Source organism: Psychrobacter sp. Ps1, from assembly GCF_022129425.1.
GTDB lineage: Bacteria > Pseudomonadota > Gammaproteobacteria > Pseudomonadales > Moraxellaceae > Psychrobacter.
The window spans coordinates 1-22841 of sequence record NZ_JADQAN010000004.1; the positions used below are offsets into that span (position 1 = coordinate 1).

19 protein-coding genes are annotated in these 22841 nt (G+C 42.3%); 16 read left to right on the plus strand and 3 right to left on the minus strand.

Features of this window, described 5'->3' with window-relative positions:
- Positions 1–167 precede the first annotated feature (167 nt).
- The 8 genes from I3249_RS02520 to I3249_RS02555 all read left to right on the plus strand — a co-directional run bounded on the left by I3249_RS02520 (position 168) and on the right by I3249_RS02555 (position 9044).
- Complete coding sequence (locus I3249_RS02520; RefSeq protein WP_101204384.1) at positions 168–491, plus strand: H-NS histone family protein; 324 nt, start codon at positions 168–170, stop codon at positions 489–491.
- Positions 492–720: 229 nt separating this feature from the next.
- Positions 721–1548 (plus strand): type II secretion system protein N, encoded by an 828-nt coding sequence (gspN, locus tag I3249_RS02525; protein WP_238068403.1) that lies wholly within the window; start codon positions 721–723, stop codon positions 1546–1548.
- Positions 1549–2454 (plus strand): type II secretion system protein N, encoded by a 906-nt coding sequence (locus I3249_RS02530; protein WP_238068404.1) that lies wholly within the window; start codon positions 1549–1551, stop codon positions 2452–2454. It begins immediately after the preceding gene.
- Positions 2455–2531: 77 nt separating this feature from the next.
- The gene (gspD, locus tag I3249_RS02535) at positions 2532–4775 is read left to right on the plus strand and encodes a type II secretion system secretin GspD (RefSeq protein WP_238068406.1); all 2244 of its coding nucleotides are present in this window, start codon (positions 2532–2534) and stop codon (positions 4773–4775) included.
- Between the two features lie 204 nt (positions 4776–4979).
- Complete coding sequence (locus I3249_RS02540) at positions 4980–5156, plus strand: hypothetical protein (protein WP_165596935.1); 177 nt, start codon at positions 4980–4982, stop codon at positions 5154–5156.
- A gap of 161 nt (positions 5157–5317) precedes the next feature.
- Positions 5318–6250 carry a TatD family hydrolase gene (locus I3249_RS02545; RefSeq protein WP_238068569.1) on the plus strand — a complete coding sequence of 311 codons (933 nt, stop codon included), beginning with the start codon at positions 5318–5320 and terminating at the stop codon, positions 6248–6250.
- 100 nt (positions 6251–6350) lie between these two features.
- Entirely contained in the window at positions 6351–7211 is an 861-nt protein-coding gene (locus I3249_RS02550; protein ID WP_238068408.1) for a tRNA threonylcarbamoyladenosine dehydratase, read from the plus strand.
- Between the two features lie 30 nt (positions 7212–7241).
- Positions 7242–9044, plus strand: coding sequence for a GAF domain-containing hybrid sensor histidine kinase/response regulator (locus tag I3249_RS02555; RefSeq protein WP_238068410.1), 1803 nt, complete (start codon positions 7242–7244; stop codon positions 9042–9044).
- Between the two features lie 158 nt (positions 9045–9202).
- Here I3249_RS02555 and efp read toward each other — a convergent pair whose 3' ends face one another.
- Positions 9203–9775 (minus strand): elongation factor P, encoded by a 573-nt coding sequence (gene efp, locus I3249_RS02560; RefSeq protein WP_057761310.1) that lies wholly within the window; start codon positions 9773–9775, stop codon positions 9203–9205.
- Between the two features lie 160 nt (positions 9776–9935).
- Between efp and epmB the strand changes: the two genes are divergently transcribed.
- The 8 genes from epmB to I3249_RS02600 all read left to right on the plus strand — a co-directional run bounded on the left by epmB (position 9936) and on the right by I3249_RS02600 (position 20981).
- On the plus strand, positions 9936–10943 hold the full coding sequence (gene epmB / locus I3249_RS02565; protein WP_238068412.1) for an EF-P beta-lysylation protein EpmB: 1008 nt from the start codon (positions 9936–9938) through the stop codon (positions 10941–10943).
- A 369-nt stretch (positions 10944–11312) separates the two neighbouring features.
- Positions 11313–13070: a hypothetical protein gene (locus tag I3249_RS02570; protein WP_238068414.1), complete on the plus strand. Its 1758-nt coding sequence runs from the start codon at positions 11313–11315 to the stop codon at positions 13068–13070.
- A 322-nt stretch (positions 13071–13392) separates the two neighbouring features.
- Positions 13393–15480 carry a GGDEF domain-containing phosphodiesterase gene (locus I3249_RS02575; protein ID WP_238068416.1) on the plus strand — a complete coding sequence of 696 codons (2088 nt, stop codon included), beginning with the start codon at positions 13393–13395 and terminating at the stop codon, positions 15478–15480.
- A 64-nt stretch (positions 15481–15544) separates the two neighbouring features.
- Positions 15545–16003: a c-type cytochrome gene (locus tag I3249_RS02580; protein ID WP_102090425.1), complete on the plus strand. Its 459-nt coding sequence runs from the start codon at positions 15545–15547 to the stop codon at positions 16001–16003.
- A gap of 42 nt (positions 16004–16045) precedes the next feature.
- Positions 16046–17071, plus strand: a complete 1026-nt coding sequence (locus I3249_RS02585) for a MoxR family ATPase (protein ID WP_238068417.1) — start codon at positions 16046–16048, stop codon at positions 17069–17071.
- Positions 17072–17320: 249 nt separating this feature from the next.
- Entirely contained in the window at positions 17321–18337 is a 1017-nt protein-coding gene (locus I3249_RS02590) for a hypothetical protein (RefSeq protein WP_238068419.1), read from the plus strand.
- A complete protein-coding gene (locus I3249_RS02595; protein ID WP_238068420.1) occupies positions 18334–20598 on the plus strand; it encodes a DUF3488 and transglutaminase-like domain-containing protein in 2265 nt (754 codons plus the stop codon). The genes I3249_RS02590 and I3249_RS02595 overlap by 4 nt, the downstream gene beginning before the upstream one ends.
- A 95-nt stretch (positions 20599–20693) precedes the next feature.
- Positions 20694–20981, plus strand: a complete 288-nt coding sequence (locus I3249_RS02600) for a DUF4031 domain-containing protein (RefSeq protein ID WP_102093848.1) — start codon at positions 20694–20696, stop codon at positions 20979–20981.
- 91 nt (positions 20982–21072) lie between these two features.
- On the opposite strand, the gene I3249_RS02605 is transcribed toward I3249_RS02600, so the two are convergent.
- A complete protein-coding gene (locus I3249_RS02605; protein ID WP_238068421.1) occupies positions 21073–21591 on the minus strand; it encodes a DUF302 domain-containing protein in 519 nt (172 codons plus the stop codon).
- A 111-nt stretch (positions 21592–21702) separates the two neighbouring features.
- Positions 21703–22623: a LysR family transcriptional regulator gene (locus tag I3249_RS02610; protein ID WP_238068422.1), complete on the minus strand. Its 921-nt coding sequence runs from the start codon at positions 22621–22623 to the stop codon at positions 21703–21705.
- Positions 22624–22841: the final 218 nt, after the last annotated feature.

The window sequence follows — 22841 nt, forward strand, 5'->3', positions numbered from 1 at the left end:
CGCTATGATCTTAGAATGAAGCTGTTTGCTGGTATCATTAATTCCGAGCTTAAATTATGACTTTTGCAAGAGGTCTAATGGCCAATGAACGATTTGTTCACTGCATTATTTCACGAAAAACAATACCTCAATAGAGGCCACACTCTTATTTTATAGTTGGATTTATTATGAGCAAAAATAACGCAATTGATTTAGAAAATTTGAACGTAGATGAGTTACGTGCTATCACTGAAAACGCTCAACAACTTATCGCCAAAAAACAGCATCAACGTTTGTATGATGCTTATATGCAGTTCGAGCAGATTGCAGAAGATAGCAATGCAACGATCGAAGAGATACTGAAAGCTGGCGAAAAATTAGAGAAAAAACGCAGTATTAAATATCGTAATACTGATGATCATAGTGAAACTTGGACTGGCCGTGGCCGTAAGCCAACGTGGTTGGTTGAAGCGCTAGCAGCAGGTCGTGATATCGAAGATTTTGCTATTTAATTAGCTGTTTTCTTATAAAATACCTTTCTGTGAACCAGTTTGAAGTTGCTATTGATAATGGTGTATTTACAACCATTTAGCGACAGACATAGCTGCTTTCGAGAAAATAAAAGCCAGTATCTTTACTGCCAGTATTTTGGCAAAAAGATACTGGCTTTTTTTCTGTCATCTATATGCCATTGTTTGTTATGATAATGACGTTTTTGTCTTATATAAGAGTTGTACGACTGTGGCCCAAGTATCTGAGTTTTCTCATAAACGTCCCCGTAAGCTTTGGTGGCTAGTTGGGTTTGTGTTGTTTGCGCTATTTGCTGTATTGCAAATGCCAGCAGCATGGTTACTTGAGAAATACGCGCCAGATACGCCCTATGTCCAGCATGTATCCGGCAATGTATGGCAAGGCGCTGCTATTTGGCAATTGCCTATGTCATCAACGTCGCTCACAGGTACGGTGGAATGGTCATGGCAGCCTTGGCAGTTACTCATAGGGAAGCTAGGTGCGGATGTTAATATCCACTCAGCACAGACACGTCTGAATGGGCAAGCTAAACTTGGGTTAAACTCATGGCAAGTTGACAACATGAGTGGGAAAATTGCACCTGAGACGCTAGCGAGTGTGGTCAACTGGCAGCTGCCAAATACCCCTATTCAAGTAAACAATGTATCGCTAACGCGCCAGTCTGATAAAAATGACGCATCTAGTAGCGATCCTGCTAAAGACGCTGGCGGATTTAGTGCAGCGGATGGTCAATTGACTTGGGTTGGTGGTGAGGTAGGCTATCCTAGTGGTGGCAAAGTTTTTTATATTACGATGCCTGCTCTAAGAGCCGAGCTTAGTACAGAGCAGAAAAACGATAGAGATTTGCTGCATATCAATTTATTGAACAATCAAGATAAGCGTTTGGGAGATCTGTATCTCGACAGCGATAATATGCTCGATGTCAGTTTCACGCAGCGCTTGCTAGAGAACATGCCTGAGTATAAAGGACAAGCCCCTCAAGATACGCCAGTTGTCAGTGTGCGCCAGCCATTGCTAGCTGGTTTGGGGGCGAACTAAATGCTTAATATCGCCGCAAGCCTAAAACCTGTTATCAATACTCTCAATCGCTTTTCAGCTTGGCTACTATTGTTAGCCATTGCTTGGCTATGCTGGACAGCCGCCCGTCTTTTATGGCTACTGCTAGCAGCGCCTTTAGCACCTGTATTGCCTTTAGCGCCTCTACAGAATAATGCCAAATCCACCAACGATTATAGTGGCTTGTTTGCAATCTTTGCTGATCCCGATCCTGTTACCGCAGTCGTGCAACCACCTCCCAACATTGAGCTCAAAGGCGTACTACTAGCCATACCTGAGAGCATGTCTTCCGCCTTATTGAATGTTAGTGGCGAAGTCAAAAATTACCGCATCGGTGATGGACTAAAGGACAGTGATTATACGCTCGTGGCTGTTGATTGGAATTCAGTCATTATCGCTGATGCTAACGATAAAGAAACCGTTATTAAAATGCCAGAGGCGATGCCATTAGACCAGAGTGATATGCTAGCAAGCGGAATAAGCAATCAGCGTTTGCCAAACAATAGCATGTTGCCTACAGCGCCCCAGCCAGTACAAAATGCTGTTCCTGAGGCAGAGGGGACAACTGGCGCAGACACTTCAAGTAATCCACAGTCAGCTATCGAAGAAGCGGTTACGGCCTTGCAAGAAAACCCTGCCAGTTATCTAAGTAGAATGGGGGTGATGGCATCAGGTGAGAGTTATCAAGTTACAGCGGCGATGCCTGCTGGCCTACGTAATCGTTTAGGGTTAGAGCCAGGCGATAAAGTACTGACCGTCAACGGACAGAGCGTAGGTAATAACCCTGCGCAAGATGCTGGTGTACTTCAGCAAGTACAGCAAGCAGGTGAAGCGCAGATAGAGGTTCAACGTGGTGAGCAGGTTATTACGATTCGCCAACAGTTCTAGCAAGGTAGGTTTTTAGCAAAATTGCTCCTTAAAAACTCAGCACATAGTAAGCAATATCACTGTAGGTAATCATCAATATGGTAAGTTTTCAGAATTTTTCAGCCACGCCTTTGTACTGTAGCCTGCAGCGTTTGATGCGCCTGTGTCGTCCACTTTGTCTGGCAGTGCCATTATGGGCTGCTGGTGTTGGTCTTGCCAATGCCGAGAGCTGGAAAGTCAATTTGCAAGACGCTGATATAAAAGCCTTTATTAATGAAGTTGCGACCATTACAGATCAAAACTTTGTACTTGATCCACGTATCAATGGTAATGTCACGGTCATCTCCAATAAAGCCCTGTCCCGTGATGAGATCTATCAGCTATTTCTGAGCGTGATGCAAGTGAATGGTATCGCCGCGATTGAGTCAGGAACGACGACAAAACTGGTGCCAGATAATATTGCTAAGCAATCTGGTGTGGCGGTTGATTTACGCAGTGATAGTGTGGGTGAGTCGCTTGCTACTCGAGTTATTTATTTGACCAACACCCAAGCTGCAGAAGTATTAGGGGTTATTCGCCCATTGATGCCGCAGTCGGCTCACGCGGCCGCTGTACCTGGTGTCAATGCGCTAGTATTGTCCGATCGAGCAGACAGTCTTAATCAGCTGACAGCTCTTATCCGTGACTTAGACAGTAATGTAAATGACAGTTTGCAAGTGATACCACTACGCCACGTCGATGCCGAACGTATGATGGAGTTGATTAGCGCCTTAGTCTCAAGTGCGGGTAGCGGGCAAGCTCAAGGTGGCAACAATCAGCTAAAGGTGATTGCTGATACGTCAAGCGATAGACTGCTGGTCAAAGGTAGTCCTGAAATGATTGCTAAAGTCCAAGAAATGGTCAATCAATTGGATACTACGCCTACCAGACGTTTAAGTGGTCTACGTGTCTTTCGTTTAAAGTACGCTAGTGCTGGTCATATCGCCGATATGTTACGCGGCTTACTCGCTAATCAATCTATCAATAGTGCTGGCGCGACCTCGACGTTAGAATCAGCTTCGCTAAATGATGTCAGTAGCACAGGTGCCGCAATCAACAACGCAGCCAGCGATAGCTTAGGTAGCAGTGCGGCTGCTGTGTCGACTAGCAGCACAAGTGGAACAAGCACAGGAGTAGGCGGTCGTCCGTTTAGTATTATCGCTGATGAAACTCAAAATGCCGTTATCGTCAACGCCGCACCTGAGCTAATGTTCGAGATTGAAGATGCGGTCAACCAATTAGACAGTCGCCGTGCACAAGTATTGATTCAAGCGGCTATTGTTGAAGTGTCAGGCGATGATGCCACCCAGCTAGGTGTTCAGTGGGCGCTAGGCAACGCCAATAGTGGCTATGGAGTGGTCAACTTTAACAATGTAGGGGCCAGCGCTACGACACTTGCGGCGGCTGCTTTAGCAGGGACAAGTACGGCAGGTATTAGCGCTGCAGCCAGCTCTATCGCAGGTGCACTGATAGGAATTGGAGACAGTCGTAAAGACAGTCAGGGCAATACAGAGTTTTATGGCGCTATTTTACAGGCGCTTGACTCATCTACCAGTGCTAATCTATTGTCCATGCCATCGATTTTGACATTGGATAATGAAAAAGCCAGTATCTTGGTTGGTCAAAACGTGCCTTTCGTCACAGGCTCTTTTACCACCAGTGGCAATAATTCAAACAACCCATTTCAGACGATTGATCGTCAAGACATTGGTATTAATCTGAATGTCATTCCCCACATTGGTGACAATGGCACAGTACGTTTAGAGGTATCGCAAGAAGTCTCGTCAGTCGTGCCAGGCAGTACGGGTAATGCCAGTGGGCTAATTACCAATAAAAGCCTTATTAATACGACCATTCTAGCGGATGATCAGCAGACGATTGCCTTGGGCGGATTGATGCGTGACAACACTACTACCAGTCAGCAAAAAGTCCCAGGATTAGGGAGTGTCCCTGTTATCGGTAGACTCTTTCGTTCTGACAATGACAGCACCCAAAAGAGCAATTTGATTATCTTTTTACAGCCGACTATCTTACGTGATGGCGGCGCGGTAGCGAGTGTGACTGAACGCAAATTCAATCAAATGCGAGTGTTGCAGTTGGTCATTGATAAAAACGGTACGATTAAGCAGTTACCATTGAGCGGCACTGAAGGTTGGAATGGTAATGTCAGTGCAGATTACGAGCTTATGCCGCTTAATCCTCTTATCCCTAAACGTGATCAAGCGCCGAAATCTACCTCGCAAGGCTTTACGAGAGTAGATAGTCCTAATAGCGGTATCACGACCTATCCTCTTAATCGTTAAAATATTGGCCGTATATATAACGGTTAATATGATTCAACTAACATAAATTAATGTACGATGTGATAGATACTAGTTACATCGTACATTAGCTTGCGTATTCATAACACAGATAAACATAGCTGCTTTCATATTTGGGTATATTGGTTACTAATAGAATAATGAGTTACGTATTATGTTTTCCACCATAGTAAAACAGAAGCTAAGATGACAAATTATAAGAATACAAAGAAGTTGTTTTTACTGAGTGTGGCTGCAACTGCGCTATTGCTCATCCCTAGACGCAGTAGTCGAAAGGACAATACGAAGACAGTAAACAACCATGAGACCGTATCTAAAGGTAATGATATCAATGATGCTCGTGAGAATGCAGCTAAAAAATAGAAGTTAGTAATTAGAAAATAAAAGCTCAGTAATGCGTCTATAGCAATATTCTTATATAAAAATACTAATATAGAAAAAATTGTTCAGTGTTTATTACTCAATTCTATGTTCTGAAAAGTCAGTTTTGGAGTTTATTGATGTGTGGCAACGAATCAGCGACTATGGCTGAGAGAATATACGCTAGAGAAGCTTTAAAAAATATCTATCCTCTTATAGATACGCATACACATTTTGATGCTCCAGTATTCGACAATGATCGCAGACAACAGGTAGAGCAGGCTTATAGTCAAGGTATTCGTCACTTAGTGCTAGTAGGTTATTTATACCAGTATTTTGATCGAATGTACGATACTCAAGATTTTATCAATGAACTGTCGCAATCGTCTGCGACGAAAGCAAACAACCAAGATAAATGCGATGTTGCAGCCCATGTCGCGCTAGGCTTACACCCATTTTATATTGAGCAACATACCGATGATCATTTAATACAACTTGAACAAATGGTGATAGAGCAACGTCCATTAGCCATTGGTGAGATTGGGTTAGACACCTTTACCGATGCAATGAAGCAGCCTGATGTATTTGCTAAACAAAAAAGGTTCTTTGCGGCGCAGTTGGATATAGCAGTGGCCCATCGACTTCCAGTAATGCTGCATATTCGTAAAGCGCATGCTGAAGCACTCGCAATATTAAAAGCGCATAAATACGATGCGCATAAATTAGGCGGTATTGCCCATAGCTTTAGCGGTGGCGAACAAGAGGCGAAGGCTTTTGTAAAGTTGGGGTTTAAGCTTGGCGTTACTGGTCAGATAACCAATCCGAATGCTAAAAAACTGCGCCGTGCTATTCAAGTAGCAGTTGAGAGTCATGGCATCGAATGCTTGGTCATTGAGACGGATTGTCCAGATATGACACCTATTATGTGTCAGACAGCGGATGATACTGATTCACATAATAGAAATGTACCAGCCAATCTGCCATGGGTATTAGCAAGCTTGAGTGAGCTATTAGAAATACCACATGATAAACTTGCTAAGCAGTTATGGCAAAATAGCTGTGATGCTCTGAAAGTAGACTGGGCTTATTCAACGTAACTATACTATTTATAAGAAAAGCATAGCTGTAATTAGACGCTAAAAAGTACTAGCCAAATAAATGACAACCAAAATATTTGAAAAGAGAATTTGATCTGTTATGAGTGACACGCGACAATTTGAACAACCAGAATCCGTCGAAGACAGTCTTGCACAAGACGAATTGCGCCAACAAGATGAGCAGTACGATCGTCGTTTTCAAGGTACACGGACACTATATGGTACCTCTGCGGTTGATACTTTTTCGGCAGCTCATGTCTATATTATTGGTGTGGGAGGGGTGGGCTCTTGGGCAGCAGAGGCGCTGGCTCGGACAGCAGTGGGAACGATTACGCTGATTGATTTGGATGTATTAGTTGCTTCTAATGTCAATCGCCAACTGCCTGCATTGGACAGCACATTTGGTCAAAGTAAAATTGAAGCAATGGCAACTCGTATTAGAGAAATTAATCCTACAGTAACGTTAAATTTAGTCGATGACTTTTTGACAGTAGATAATGTCGCCACACTCCTACCAAGTCGTGAAGCGGTCAAATCCGCTACTGCTCAGGGGCAACCGATTGTTATTTTAGATTGTGTAGACGATATGAATGCGAAATTAGCAATTGCTTTACACTGTCGTTTTAATAAACTAAAGTTGGTCTGTGCGGGCGGTGCAGGTGGTAAGATAGATCCAAGTCAGATTAGAGTAAGTGATTTGCGTGACTGTTATCAAGACCCACTATTAGCAAAGTTACGCAACAAGTTACGCCACGAGAAAGGCATTAATAGTGCTTTAAAAGAAAAATTTGGTATCAAATGTGTCTATTCGACAGAGCCGCCAATTGTAGATAAAAGCTGTCAAACAGGCGGTTTACAGTGCGGTGGTTATGGCTCAGCAGTGGTCGTTACATCAGTGGTGGCGATGATTATGGTGAGTGAAGCATTACAATTATTAATAAGACAGACGAGTCGTAACTAATACGTCTGATATTATTTAACGGAGTTTACCTTGTCTATATCTAACTCACCTCAGCAGAGCTACCCTGTCGCGGTAGATGAAATAGAGCGTATCAATAAGCTAAGAAAGTATCAGGTACTCAATGAAGATGAGGAGCCTGCGTTTGATCGGCTTGTTGAACTCGTGAAGCTGTTTTTTGATGTGCCTGTAGTCGCCATTACTTTTATGGATGAGGAAACCCAATATTTAAAACCAGCTTGTAAATTTGATAGTGAACCTGAAAGTGTATGCACGACATCACGTGACATTGCTTTTTGTAACTATACGATATTGTCCGATGACGTTTTTATAGTGCCAGATACTTGGAACGACGATCGCTTTAGCCAGAATCCCATGGTCACAGGTTCTCCATATTTACGATTTTATGTTGGTGCTCCTATTATCTTATATGAAGACAACAAAAGGTATCGTCTAGGCACCTTATGCCTTATGGATATAAAGCCTAATCATAGTTTTAGTGAGCAACAATCAGAGATATTGGCGCAGTTTGCAATGATGGCCGCAGATGCGTTGAAATTACAAGACAAACAACGCGATGCTAAGCGTGCTAATGAGATGAAATCAAGCTTTTTGGCTAATATGAGTCATGAGATTCGCACACCGATGAACGGTATTATCGGTATGGTAGAGATGTTAGGCGATACCCAACTCAGTAATGAACAGCGAGAATACGTTGATAACATTAAAGTATCCAATGAGCATTTGATGGTAATCATTAATGGTATTTTGGACTTATCAAAAGTTGAGTCTGGAAAAATGACGATTGATTCTATTCCATTGAATTTATCTAGTTTATGCAATGAGGTCGTCAGTTTATTTGCAATAAAGGCACGTCAAAGAGGCCTGACCTTAGATTATCATTATACTGAAACACTATCACCTTATGTAAACGGTGATCCTGTACGTCTAAAACAGATTATTGCAAACTTGGTCAATAACGCGATTAAATTCACGCGTGAAGGTGGTCAAGTAAGTATCGATGTTAAACATATGGACAATTGCTACTGTCCAAATAACATTAACGAAAAATTCGTGAGTACGAGTCAAGAAAAAGAAGCAAGCAAAATAGAATGCGATGAAACTGGTCAGAATATAACTTTGTGTATAGAAGTGAAAGATACGGGTGTTGGTATCAAAGAAGAGTCGTTAGAGGCGATATTTGACGCTTATGACCAAGCAAATAAGTTTACTCATCGTATTTACGGTGGTACCGGACTTGGACTATCTGTTTGTAAGTCTCTGGTCGATTTGATGGGTGGTCGTATTCATGTAAATAGTGAAGTAGGAGTCGGTACGACATTTAGTGTTTTATTACCGTTAACTACTATTGACGAAGACAAGTATGAGGTATGGCAAGACTCTAACGATATGACGATGATTGAACCTACGCATGAGCGGTCTGGCCATATCTTGTTGGTTGAAGATGATACTGTTAATGCGATTATTGCCAAAAAAGCACTAACCAACAGTGGTCATACCGTCACTCATGTTACTGATGGTCAGCAAGCAATTGAGGCTTTTGCTCTATTCCCTGAGCGTTATGATGTGATATTAATGGATCATCATATGCCGATTATGGATGGAGTACAGGCTACTATTAAGCTGCATGAATTATATGATCCTCAAGTATTGCCGCCCATTATTGCCTTGACTGCCAATGCAATGGACGGCGAGCGTGAGAAATATCTGAAAGTTGGTATGCAGGACTATTGCACTAAACCTTTTAAGCAAGAGCAGTTGAATGCCTTAGTACAGTATTGGCTGATACAAAAGCAATCATTGGAAGAAGAGTAACTTACTAAATATTAGTATTGGCGCCATTGATTAGCATTTTAATGTAACTATGATCGGTAAATATAAAAAAAGCTTAACCGCCTATATGGTGGTTAAGCTTTTTTATTGATGATAAAGATATCAGTAAATATCAACTACCAGTCATGTTTAGAGCGATATTAGTTCACGCGAGTTTGGTAGTCGCCAGTACGCGTATCAACACGTACCACTTCACCTTGTTGCACGAATAATGGTACACGTACAACAGCACCTGTCTCTAATTTAGCAGGTTTGCCACCACCGCCTGAAGTATCGCCGCGTACGCCAGGATCTGTTTCTGTGATTTCTAACTCAACGAAGTTAGGCGGCGTGACTGACAGAGGAGCGCCATTAAATAACGTAATGGTACATAGAGCATTGCTGTTTTCTTTTAACCACTTGATTGAGTCACTCATTGCGTTTTTGTCCGCTTGAATCTGCTCAAAGCTTTCAGGATGCATAAAATGCCAAAACTCGCCATCGTTGTATAGATAGTTCATTTCAGTATCCATCACATCAGCAGCTTCTAAGCTGTCACCTGATTTGAAAGTTTGTTCCAGTACTTTGCCACTACGAAGATTGCGCAACTTAACACGGTTAAAGGCTTGACCTTTACCAGGCTTGACAAACTCGTTTTCAAGAATGGCACAAGGGTTGCCATCAAGCATCACTTTTAGACCAGCTTTAAATTCATTAGTAGAAAAACTTGCCACAAGAAACTCCTAGGGGTTGTAAATATAATAGTAAGACATAGGGCTGACTGTACCAAAATTTTCTGTTATGCCAAGTATTTACGGATTAACGAGGATACTTTGATAGGCTAGACACTAAGGGCGTATAATATCGGATTTTGGGCACAGGTAATAGGCTGTCATGATAAACCATTTAATCACACAAAAAAACTGGCAAACGCAATTATCGGAAGCTATTACATCTGTTGATGAGCTATTGAGTATCCTACAGCTTGAATCAATGCGTGCAGAAGTTTACGTACCTAAGCATTTTGAACTGCGTGTGCCGCGTGGCTTTGTGGCAAAAATGGCTATTGGCGACCGTAATGATCCCCTGCTTAAACAAGTGTTGCCAGACCAGCAAGAGCAAATCAACGTCACAGGCTACGTAGCAGATCCGCTAAGCGAAAACACTCAAAATCCTGTAAAAGGCTTGCTGCATAAATATCAGTCAAGAGTATTGTTAACGATTACGGGTGCGTGCGCTATTCACTGCCGTTACTGCTTTCGCCAGCATTTTGACTATAGTGCCAACATGCCGACTGCTGATGCAAAAGAAAATATCATCAACTATATTAATGCAAATCCTGAGGTCAATGAGGTAATTTTGAGTGGTGGTGATCCACTAAATGTGACCAATCGACGTTTGTTTTCATGGTTAGATACTTTGGAGTCTCTTCCGCAGATTACTACCATTCGATTGCATACGCGTTTGCCATTGGTGATACCTGCACGCTTGGACGCTGCATTTTTAGAGAGGTTATCTCAAAGCCGCTGCCATATTGTCATGGTCATTCACTGTAATCATGCCAATGAGCTAGATGCACCAACTGCTGAGTATTTGCAACGTGCTAGAGCAGCTGGAGTTACGCTATTAAACCAAGCCGTGTTGCTAAAAGGTGTCAACGATACCCTTAACGCGCAAGTACAGCTTAGTCAGCGTTTGTTTGCTTCTGGCGTGCTACCATATTATTTACATGTGTTGGACAAGGTGGCTGGTGCGGCGCATTTCGATAGTAGTGAGCAAGCAGCGATTGAGCTTTATTGGTCATTGCTAGCATCATTGCCAGGCTATCTTGTCCCTAAGTTGGTTAGAGAGTTACCTAATAAACCTTTTAAAGTGCCGATTGATATTTACAGCAATAGCTAATGTAGGGCACTATATCAATTTAGGAGAATTAGTAAACAAAGAGCGGCTCTTAAAAAAAGATGCGGATAGTATCTTTAGAAACTAAAATCTAGGATTTATGCTTTTTTATAAGTATAAATAGATATATGATTGGAACAGAATATAGACTGTCAGTATGTAATCTAACTAAAAAGCATATAACGTTAAATACAAAACTTTGCCAGTATGTAGGTATTGTCAGAGCGTACTGCTAGATTTAGGCTCACAATAAATAGATATCATCACTTTTCTATAGTCGAGCTTAACAAACATTTTTTATGCCATACATGTATTTGTACTGCTGCATATTACTGATTGCCTCAGAGTGACTAATAAAGAGTAAAGATACTGATGATAACGTTATCAATGCTTCAAGAGCATTTAGATTCTACAGAGCCACTACCTCCGCTATCTAATCGCTCAGTAAATGGTCAAGAACGTTACTTGTTAAAAATGTTGGCAACGCTACCGGCGCTCAGCCAAGAGCAGCAAACAGAACATTTAGAGAGTCTACTGACAGTATTACGTGAATCCAATATGGATGAACAACAGCGTCTTAAATTAATGGCAACAGTCGTTGATGCCTCAGACCGACTGATTGCAGCTTTTAGGCAGCACTATATCTATGAGACAGGCGCGCTTAGTCAGGATCAGATGTCTTATATCGCTCAAATGCAATCGCTACATTATTTAATTATCATGGTTTACGACAAAGTCATACGTCGTGAGACGCAGTTGTCAGAAGCCTCCCTAAACCAATCTTCTGGTAAAGGTTGGCAGCGTTTTTTTGGTGCTGAAACTAAACCTGATAGCACGCTTGCCATTGCGATTTATCAATCACTATTAAGATACCAAAAACTATTAGCAGAAGAAGCACTGTGCTATCGAAAGCCATCAGATTACCTGTGGTCTAAAGTCAATCAGTTATATTATCTGGCTCATCAGAGAAAAGTAGCTGATATTGATTTAAGCATACATACTGTAACGAACCAAACAAACAGTATTCATCAGCTATATTGCCAAATTTGTTTGCATCACTTGTTAAATTTGCGTGCTATGAGGCGCCCGAATATCTTACTCGTACAGCGTCTATTGCCTGAATGGGCTAAACACATGGTCGCGACAATGGAGCCTGCCACCGAGACAAAGGTTTTTGTTGATCTTCATAGTAGTAATCCACCAAGCTATCTGACCGTCAACTCTCATATCAACCCATATGAAGATGGTCATGACTGTTTATTTATAGAACTGACACCGATAGTTGAATATTTTGAGTCACGTAAAGAAGCCTTTATCGAAGAAGGTGGCACAGCAGAATATAGTCTGCTTAATGCTATTTCGATGACCATTAGCTATCGCTATTTGCAGCCGCCACCTACCTTACCAACCAAATATACTAGCAAGCAGCAGGCAAAGTTAATCACCAATTTTAATGATATACACTACCAAGTAGGTCATTCAAAAATTTTTGCCAATTTGATCGCTATCAAAAATTTACGAGAAGAGGACAGGCCTTTATACGATACATTTGACAGCGATCGTAGTCGCAGTAGCGTTATAAATATTGAGATATTTGACGACTATGAAAGTTCTTCAGCATATCGCAAACTGCATTTGTTGCCAAAAAATGGTAAGCCTAATGAGAAGGTTGCAGACAAAAATATTTTCAATAAAGAGAGGCTTATTGTAGAAAAACATGACTCTGACCTTTCTCTAACGGCACCGCAGCCCTTACACATAATGAGTTTAATTTTGGTCTATGGCTCTGAAAATACAGAACAACCTGATTGGTCAATAGGGGTGGTACGCTGGTTCAATGTAGATACTAAAAATCCAGAAGTGGAATGGCAAATACTCGGGCATAAAATTGTGGCATGTGGATTACGTTTGGAAGGCAGTAAAACGCGAAGTCATCATTTTGTACCGGTATTTATTCTCGGTAAAGATGAACAGCTACAGACGACTGGCACGCTAATCGTACCGCCTTTTTACTTTCAAGCTGATGATAGAGTCGTCATGCGTATTGGTAATAAACAAACCACTCTACGATTAGGACGCAGGCTAATGATGACTGATAAGTTTAGTCAATATGAGGTGGTGCAGTTATAGCGCTTAGAGGTACTTAGATGCGACAAGTATTTCAGGCCATAACGGAGAGTTTATACAGATTTTCGTCAGTAATATAGTAGGCGACAAAGGCCATAAGTTAATCTGCAGTTGGTCTAATTATTGTCTATAATGATAAATATTGTTACTCTGACTTTTATGATATCTCTAACTATAAAATAATTATCATAGTGAAAACTCAGTTTGTATTGACAGGATTCATAGAATATTAACGCTAGCATGTTTTATGTGCTAGGTTAGTTTTAGGCAAAGATGTAAAGTAACAGAATAAAAGATAACAATACGTACGACTAAAAGGCTCCTTATGCGCTCTCAATCTCTTTTAAATTTGTTGGTGATCAATGATGATCAGCTCTATGCTGAACGTCTTGTTCAGTTATTGAGTCCTTATTACGATAGTGTGAATTTGGGGTTTTTGGACGATAAAGAAGAGCTATTAAAACTTCTGCGCCAACCATGGGATGTACTGGTGTTTGGTAAAGCTTATAATATGAGCTTTACAGATGTGGTAAGCCTTGTACAAGAGCAAAATATCGATCTGCCGATGATTTGCCTGATGAATGAAGATATCGCGACGACTGCTTGTAATGATGAGGGGCTCCCTGCTGTGATGAGTGGCACGATGGTCAAAGCGCTCAAAATGGATGAGGAAATGCCAGTCGTAATGGCCATCTGCCTGCAACATAATAGTTTGCGCAGTCGCCGTGAGCTAAAAACTTTACGTCAAGTGCTTTCTGAAGCAGAGCAACGTGCCAATGTGTTGATTAAGAACTCTAAGAGCGCGGTCGCTTATATAGACGAGGGTATCCATATATTTGCTAATGACCCCTATCTTCAGCTATTCGGCTTTAAATCGATGAATGAAGTGGTAGGCGTGCCTATTATTGACCTGATTTCAGGTAGAGATAATGTTCAAGGGTTTAAACAGTTTTTACGTCAGTTTGACAAAGGCAGTCGCCAAGACGTTGAGTTTAATTTTGAAAGTGTACGGACAGATGGCAGCACCTTCGAAGCGAAACTACAATTGGCATCAGCCACGTTAGAAGGCGAGCCAGTCATTCAAATTATCATTCAGCAGAATAGTAATAATAGTGCGGAGGTTGCTAAGCGTTTAGCTGAAGCTGAACGTAAAGATAATTTAACTGGCCTAGATAATCGTCGCGGTTTTGAAGATCAGATGATAGCAATACATCAGCAGGCGTCCCAAGGACTAATAACCGCAGCCCTGCTATATGTGCAGGTTGATAATGTAGGAAAAATAAGAAGTAGTTTGGGTCTACAAGGAATAGATGCAACGGTCAAACAAGTTGCCCACACGTTGACTGAGCTAGTACCTGATGGGCATGTAAGCCGTTTCAGCGATACCGCATTCACGATATTAGTAAAAAACAAGACGACGAGTGATATTGAAGAGCTTGCTAAACATATCGGATCCTCTATCAAGGATATGTTTATTGAAGTTGATAAACGTACAACGAATACAACAGTTAGCATTGCTGTTGTCAAGATTGAAAAAAATCCGGTAGAGCCTGTCATCATATTAGAACGCGCCATGGATGCTATCAGCCAAATCATGGTAGAGACTTCTAACAGTGGTGGATCTTATCGTATATATGACCCAAGCGAACATGCCAATAGCGATGATCATGCGCTTGCTGAGTCATTAGTGGATGCCATTACTAATAACCGTTTTGATCTATCGTTTCAGCCAATATACGACATCAACAACGATCGTAGCGACTTCTTTGAAGTATATCTACGACTACCATTATCCGATGCTGACAATACGGTACTAACCCCTGATCAGTTCATGGCAGTGGCTAAAAAGCATCAGCTACTAGAAAAAATAGATCGATGGGTGCTTATCAATGCCTGTAAGAAGATTAACGACGTTCGCAAAACGCATCCTGAAGCCAAATTATTAGTACAGTTAACCAGTGCTTCACTGGTCGATAAAAAATTGCCGATAGTGGCGAGTCAATTGATAAAAGCAGTAGGCGGCGCAGCTGGTGTATTAACGCTACAGTTCAATGAAATAGATATCTCTGAACATTTAACCGTCGCGAAATCTCAATTTTCTGAGCTCAACGATGTCAACTGTCAAATTGGTATTAATAATTTTGGTTCTTCCGCCAAGTCTATTGAAATCGCCAATTTTGTCCAGCCTGATATGGTACGCTTGGCACGCAGTTATATTCAAGACATTGGTTCAGCAGAAAATTTAGAAACGGTCAAGTCTATCATCATGCGCACTAATGATATCAAAGTTGATGTGCTCATGCCTTATATCGAAGATGCAGCAACAATGTCGGTCGCTTGGAGTGTGGGCGCACGCTATTTGCAGGGGTATTATTTAGAAGAGCCTAGTAGCACAATAAAGGTAGCGAGTTAAAAGGCCAATATGTCATATCGTTTATGTCATAGCGATAATATTCTTCAACTAAAGATTGCTAAAAATGACACTTATTAATAAATATCAAATGAGTAGCCTTTTGGCTGCTGTTCTGTTGCTCGCAGCTTGTGAGAAAACACCACCTGACCACCGTGCTCCTGTGACTCTGCCCTTATATACTGACGGCGATGCAGACAACGGTTCGATAATTTATAAAGATGCCTGTGGTCAATGTCACCAACGTAATGCGGGTCTGAATAAAAAAGGCCCACAATTAATGAATATATATGGTGCGCCAGCTGCCGAGTTAAAAGACTATACCTACAGCAAAGGGTTAGAAGATTCAGGTTGGGTATGGGATGCAGAGACACTCGATCCATATATTGCAGATGCCCAAAAAGCCATGCCAGACTCCAAAATGCTGTCTGACCCGATGCCAGATGCGAAAGAACGTGCTGATATTATTGCTTATTTATCTACGCTCCGTGCCGCTGCACCAACCGTTACAGATGATGTGAACTGACTTATCATCGTTATGACCTAAAAAATGAGCCAATAACCTACCATGAACCATGCAGCTAACGATATATCATTATCTACCTCTCATATAACAGAGAATCCGCTCAGCCAACCCATACCTAGTACAGCTGATTTTCAACGCAATCAGCAGCAAATTGCACAGCTGTTAGCGCAATTAAATCAGATTGTATTGGACAAGCCGCAAGCAGTTAGGCTAGCACTCAGTTGTATCCTGGCAGGCGGTCATTTATTATTGCAGGACTTGCCTGGGATGGGTAAGACGACTTTGGCACAGGGCTTGGCACAGTTATTAGGTTTGAGCTTTAGCCGAGTGCAATTTACCAATGATATGTTGCCTGCTGATATTTTAGGTATGAGCATCTACGACCAAAGTAAACAGCAATTTGAGTTTCGCTCGGGACCTATCTTTACACAGTTATTACTTGCTGATGAAATCAACCGTTCCAGTCCCAAAACGCAGAGTGCGCTACTTGAAGCGATGGAGGAGCGACAAGTCACGCAAGATGGCCAGACTTATCCTTTGCCACAGCCATTCTTTGTCATTGCCACCCAAAATCCATTGCAACAAGCAGGTGTTTATCCGCTCCCAGAGTCTCAGTTAGACAGATTCTTGTTATGTTTGTCATTGGGTTATCCATCGCCTGCCGCAGAGCGTGAGCTGCTAAAAGGTAAAGATCGTCGCGAGCTACTCAAAGACTTGAATACGGTACTTAATACTGAAGCTGTACTACTGGCTCAGCACGCTGTCAGGCAAGTTTATGTAGCAGATACAGTACTGGATTATTTACAAAGACTGGTTGCAAAAACTCGTGCAAGCCAAGAGTATCATGGCTTATCGCCTCGCGGCGTGTTGTCACTACAACGTGCTGCCCAAGCGCATGCCTATGTATCGGGATATATGGAAGTGACCCCTGAAGATATCCAAGCGGTGTTTGCTGCGGTCACTGATCATCGCCTCGGTCAGCGTTTCGTACCCGCGCATGTGACTGGTGGACAAGCAACAAAAACCATCGCCCAACGCATCCTAGCAGAAGTGTCAGTCGGCGCTTAGCGGCTGATATGCTGTTTGACCCTATTGATTAACTACATCGCTGAAATATAGTTCTACACGTAGTCAAATCTATATAACTTAGAGAAAATATCAAAGTCACCCAGTTCAATATTTACGGTATTTTCACCAGCTTTCCTTGTATTCGAATTGTCCTGAATCAAATATATTGTTCTATTCGTGAGTTTGTCAGTCAGATATAAATACAAGTACTAACAGCATTGTCAATCAGATGGTAATAATAGGGTAGTCATGAGCTTGTTACCAAAGGCCTTAACCGCACCAATAAAATCAGCTCTGAGCCGCTGGTTTGCCGCGCGCGCACCTAAGAGTGACAGTGCTACGCTTAATTTGCGTAATGTCTATATTTTCTTTAGTCGTGAAGGAATGCTATTCGCTGTATTGTTAGTAATTACCTTTATCGCGGGTATTAACTATGGCAACAACTTAGTGCTTGGTTTGTGCTTTTATCTGGTCAGTATTTGGCTAATTAGTTTTCATGTTACTTTTGCTCATATATCTGGTCTGCAAGTGCGTCTGCTAGAAGTCACTATGACAGAAGCTGGCTTGCCTGTTTGGATTACACTACAGTTGAATAGTGATAGTCGCCAACCAAGGCGCCAGTTGCTATTTGAATTTGAACAGTTAGCCAATAAGAAAACCAAAAATGGCACAAACACGCAAAGCTCAATACTCATCACGCGATTACAAGGTGAGCAAGTCGTTCGACTGCCTGTCCAGACCTACAACCGTGGTCAGCTTGAACTACCGCGGTTAAAAATAAAAACAGTTTATCCATTAGGTATTATGCGTGCATGGTCTTATGTCTACTTTGCGCGTACAGCTTGGGTATATCCAAAACCTGAAGTTTTTGACTGGCAAGCAAAATATGCAATTGCAAGCTTAGAGGATTTACCAACAGGTGGGCAGTATAGACAGGGTCAGGACGACTTTGAGCGATTAGATAACTATGTCGAGGGTGAGTCATTGGCCCGAGTCTCTTGGGGGCATGTGGCGCGGGGACAAGGTATGCTGACCAAGCATTTCGCTGATCCGGTCGGTCACGAACAAACGCTTGATTATGCAGATATGCCAGCTGCACATCACGAGCACAAACTTGCACAATTGGCTTATGGCGCATTGACGCTAGGTCAGCTAGGCGTGCCGTTTCAAATGCGTTTACCTAGTGATACTCCTGCTACTGCGGAGATGGGTAACGGAGAATCCTTTGCGCAAGCATGCTTGCTAAGGCTTGCGAAAGCACCATGACCAACTCTAAACGCTCATCTTCTGCTGATGTTGATACACTGTCCACAGAGTATTATGCGGTCGATGTTACAAAAACGGCCAGCTTTGAGCAGTTGGCTTTGGGTCAAAAAGTCTCAATTCGACCTGAGCGAAATGACGCTAAATGGTATCGTAAGTTATTTGCACTGCCAGCTTATTATTGGGTATTAATTGCTCAAGTCGTCGTTGTGTTACCGCATGCCGCACATTTACCATTATGGTTGATAGGATTTGCCGCCGTCAGTATCGCCGCTCAATTGCCTCATATCAAAGCTAAATTCAAAAAACTATCGCACCTAAAGCGTATTTATCAAAGTGTACAAATGCTAGGATTTTTGTTGGGGCTATTAGGTATATGGCTAACCTACAATACAGCATTTGGGCTTGATATGGGTGTGGCATTTTTGGTGCTATGCCTAGTTAGTAAGCTATGGGAGCTATATAAGCGCCGCGATGCCTATGTGGTTTTGAATCTATCATTGTTCGTGCTTGCGGCATTATTTTTGATGGATCAAGGTTTACTGACTACTTTAGAAGTGATCGTTGGCGCAGTCATTGTATTGCTAGCATTTATTGCGCTTAATGATGATAGCAATGCTAACGGTGACGGACGCTTGCGTACATTGGGCGTGTTAGGGGTTGGTGCATTGCCATTATTGGTGGTGCTATTTTTATTTTTTCCGAGACTGCCACCGCTGTGGTCCGTACAGCTCTCAGGTCAGCAAGCCGTTACAGGTGTGTCTGATAGCATGTCTCCTGGTGATTTTGCTAATTTAGGGCAGTCAACTGAGCTGGCTTTTCGGGTAGAGTTTGCTGATGAGCGCCCACCACAACAGCAGCTGTATTGGCGCGGTTTGGTATTTAGTGATTTCGACGGTGTCACATGGCGCCCAGCTTCCCAAAAGGATCAATGGTCATCGAGATTGCAAGCACCTGCATGGATTCAGAATGCCTTTGCTACTGTACCTGATGAATCAAGGGCGGCACCTGTCAATTACAAGGTTATCTTAGAACCCACTCAGCAAAACTGGCTCTTTGGTCTTGATTATCCGTTTTCTGAACAGCCAGATATCAATACTACCTCTGAATTTACCTTATCAAAGGATCAACCTGTTACGCAGCAGCTTCGCTATGATGTGTTGCAGTTTGCACAGATGCGTATTGATCCGGTTCTGACAGCGGCATCAAGACGTGAGAACCTTGCCTTGCCTAACGAAGGTAATCCACAAGCACGCGCGCTTGCTAAGCAATTATTTGAGCAGTCAGGTTCAGACCCTGTGCGCTACATAGCGGCTATCGAGCAATGGATCAATCGAACAGAGTTTCGCTATACGTTGTCGCCACCACGGCTCAATACCAATCGTATTGACGAGTTTTTATTTGAAACCAAAGCAGGGTTCTGTGAGCATTATTCGTCAAGCTTTACCTTTATGCTCCGCGCCGCTGGCATTCCTGCACGAGTAGTAGCCGGCTATCAAGGCGGTGAGCCGAGTCGCAATGGTAACGTATGGGAAGTGCGGCAAATGGATGCGCACGCATGGACTGAGGTTTGGCTTGAGGGCCAAGGCTGGGTACGTGTGGATCCGACAGCCTTTGTGGCACCTGAGCGAGTAGAGCGAGGCATGAATACGATGACCGAGCAGCAAGGGGCAGCCATGTTTGGCAATGGTGCCAGTGCACAAATCAGCTATCAGCAGTATCAGATGCTACAAACGCTACGCCGCCTATCAGACCAAGCGAGCTACTACTGGCAAAAAGACGTAGTCGGCTATGACCAAGACAAACAGGCAGACTCATTACTCAAATGGTTCAATATTAGCTCAATCATGCAGCAAGTCGTTTGGTTAGCCACCAGTGCGGTTTCCGTTATGGCTATCTTAGTATTTGTCATTTGGTATCGCCGCCGCAAACGTTGGCATCCAGCAGACTTACCTCTTGCTCAGCTCTCAAAACGTGTTGCCAAACATGATAAATTATTAGCTCGCAATGATAACGAAGGGCAGCTAGCTTGGCTGGAACGTTTGGCATCGGCTACTGATAGCCGTCAGGGTGACAATGCCCAATCTGCTACGAGTCAGCTAACAGATAGTAGCGACCCAATCGTTATTCAAACAAAGCTTATTGAAATTAGACAAAACTACCGTCAGTTACGCTATGGACGACTGAGTACATTTGATAGCAGTCATAGCGAGTATCAAGAACGACTCAAACAACTTAAAAAAGATGTGCGCGCATTGTTATAGAGGTTTTTGATGACAGTGTTATTAAGTTGCTAAGGTATTTCGAGCTAATTAAAAAATAGATAAGCGAATCAGTGAATAAGTAGAGAGGCGGTTATATGGCGATATATGTAGATTTTGTGCAGATAAAATTCAAAGGCCATAAGTGGTGTCATATGCTGGCGGATAGCTTGCAAGAGCTGCATGATTTTGCGGCATTTATTGATGTGGATGCGCGTCTATTTCATCGTAACGCTAGCTATCCTCACTATGATATCACGGTTCAAATGCGTGAAATCGCTATTGCACAAGGTGCTATTCCTGCCGATAGAAAAAAGATTATCGAGTGCGCAAAGAAATTAAAAGTAGAGTTGAATGATCAGATGGAGCAATCTAGTCATTCTTGATATGAGGGATTTTTAAGTAAATAAGTAATACTTCCGTAGCACACTCCACTTATTTACTAAACTATATATTTATTCAACTATATCGAGCACATTATTTTGCTATTGCTGCAGTACTGATAGCGTTAAGTGCTTTTGAGGCATTATCAAGCTCAGTATCACAGCCTTTGATATGGTGGCGTGTCTTTAGGTAGTCAGGATTATTGTATGAGAGCCAGACGTTTTTATTGGCATCTTCACTGATTAGGATTTTTTGTAGTAAATCAATGGCAACCGTTTGTTCGCAATTCATCAATGGCGTGCCTGCTTTAGGATTACCAAACATCACGACTTGCGTTGGTCGTAATGATAGATCGACACTTTGCGCATTTTTTTGATGATCGATTCGCGCAAATACTTTCATGCCTTTACTTTCGATCATTGAGACCAGCTTATCTGCGGTATCTTGAACGGAGTGATTACTTTGCATGGTCACCAAGCCTTTTTCAGCATTGATAGAGGTTGTTGTGTCTGTCATAGAACCAGTGCTATTGGTTTTATCCAATAGCGTATCGATACTGGCACAAGAAGCAACGGCCACTGCTAGCGCAGCGATAGAGACGATTTTAATCATAATGATACCTATAAGTTATCTGTAGTATGGTCAGTCCTAACTATAATGAGCAACATCGAATATTCATTGTGCGTAATCAGGTTTGTGATTGCCATACGTCTTAACAGAACGTTAAACCAAATGTTCTGCCAAATAATCTACGAGCAGTCTAATCTTTGGTGATAAATGACGGTTATGCGGATAAATGGCCCAGATGCTTTCTTCGGGCTCTCTATAGTCATCAAGTAAACTGACCAACTCGCCGGACGCTAAGTACTTTTGCACATAGTAATCAGGTAGCTGTACGATACCTAGCCCTTTTAACGCAGCATCGACCAGACTATAGCCGCTGTTATATTGCACCGTACCAGAGACACGTAGGTTTCTTTCGACACTGGCTTTTTGGTCAGTTGCTTTACCACTAGTGTTAGGGTTTTCTTTTATTTTACCCACATCTATAAAGTGCCAGTAGTCACGAGTACCTAGTAGGCAGTTATGTTGACTTAAATCACTCAGTTGGTGTGGTATGCCGTGTTTTTTTAGATAAGAGGGCGCAGCGCAGACAAAATTAGTACGCAGGCTAAGTTTTTTTGCCATCATCGTCGAGTCATGCAATTTGCCGATACGAATGGCCAAATCATAACCCCCTTCAATCAAATCAATTTTCTGATTACTCAAAAAGGCAGTCACTTCGATATCGTGATACTGCATCATAAAATCATTGATAAGGGGTAATAATTGCTGCTCACCATAAGTAACGGGCGCTGTTAGTTTTATCCTGCCTTGAGGCTTTGATTGTAAGTTGCTTACGGCTTGCTCAGCGGCATCCAAGCCATCGAGTACACTGCGGCAATGCTGATAGAATACACGTCCTTCTTCGGTTAATGAGACCTTGCGCGTGGTTCGATATAGCAGCTTTATGTTTAAACGTTTCTCTAACGCGCTGATCTGGCGGCTGACTTGTGCAGTCGAGATACCCAGCTCTTTTGCACCACGCGTAAAGCTCTCGAATTCTGCGACATAGACAAACTCACTAATTCCTTCCCAGCGCATGATTATTACCAATATGTAAAAGATATTTGCAAATATAGCATATTGTTATCTGCTCAGAAATAAATATAATGGTTAGTATCAATGTAAATAGATGCTGCTTTATGGTCATCAATGCTTGCCTACAGAGGGCAGGCAAGATAAGCTCAGTCTATCTTTATCCGTTTTAATCGTAGAAATCGTGACGATTAAAACGAGCAGATAGCCTTATTGAACAAAAA

Bases quoted from the DNA above. Each gene is read 5' to 3' on its own strand.
- I3249_RS02520 (WP_101204384.1), top strand. From the start codon at position 168: ATGAGCAAAAATAACGCAATTGATTTAGAAAATTTGAACGTAGATGAG.
- I3249_RS02530 (WP_238068404.1), top strand. From the start codon at position 1,549: ATGCTTAATATCGCCGCAAGCCTAAAACCTGTTATCAATACTCTCAAT.
- gspD (WP_238068406.1), top strand. From the start codon at position 2,532: ATGGTAAGTTTTCAGAATTTTTCAGCCACGCCTTTGTACTGTAGCCTG.
- I3249_RS02540 (WP_165596935.1), top strand. From the start codon at position 4,980: ATGACAAATTATAAGAATACAAAGAAGTTGTTTTTACTGAGTGTGGCT.
- I3249_RS02545 (WP_238068569.1), top strand. From the start codon at position 5,318: ATGGCTGAGAGAATATACGCTAGAGAAGCTTTAAAAAATATCTATCCT.
- I3249_RS02550 (WP_238068408.1), top strand. From the start codon at position 6,351: ATGAGTGACACGCGACAATTTGAACAACCAGAATCCGTCGAAGACAGT.
- epmB (WP_238068412.1), top strand. From the start codon at position 9,936: ATGATAAACCATTTAATCACACAAAAAAACTGGCAAACGCAATTATCG.
- I3249_RS02570 (WP_238068414.1), top strand. From the start codon at position 11,313: ATGATAACGTTATCAATGCTTCAAGAGCATTTAGATTCTACAGAGCCA.
- I3249_RS02575 (WP_238068416.1), top strand. From the start codon at position 13,393: ATGCGCTCTCAATCTCTTTTAAATTTGTTGGTGATCAATGATGATCAG.
- I3249_RS02580 (WP_102090425.1), top strand. From the start codon at position 15,545: ATGACACTTATTAATAAATATCAAATGAGTAGCCTTTTGGCTGCTGTT.
- I3249_RS02585 (WP_238068417.1), top strand. From the start codon at position 16,046: ATGAACCATGCAGCTAACGATATATCATTATCTACCTCTCATATAACA.
- I3249_RS02590 (WP_238068419.1), top strand. From the start codon at position 17,321: ATGAGCTTGTTACCAAAGGCCTTAACCGCACCAATAAAATCAGCTCTG.
- I3249_RS02595 (WP_238068420.1), top strand. From the start codon at position 18,334: ATGACCAACTCTAAACGCTCATCTTCTGCTGATGTTGATACACTGTCC.
- I3249_RS02600 (WP_102093848.1), top strand. From the start codon at position 20,694: ATGGCGATATATGTAGATTTTGTGCAGATAAAATTCAAAGGCCATAAG.
- I3249_RS02605 (WP_238068421.1), bottom strand. From the start codon at position 21,591: ATGATTAAAATCGTCTCTATCGCTGCGCTAGCAGTGGCCGTTGCTTCT.
- I3249_RS02610 (WP_238068422.1), bottom strand. From the start codon at position 22,623: ATGCGCTGGGAAGGAATTAGTGAGTTTGTCTATGTCGCAGAATTCGAG.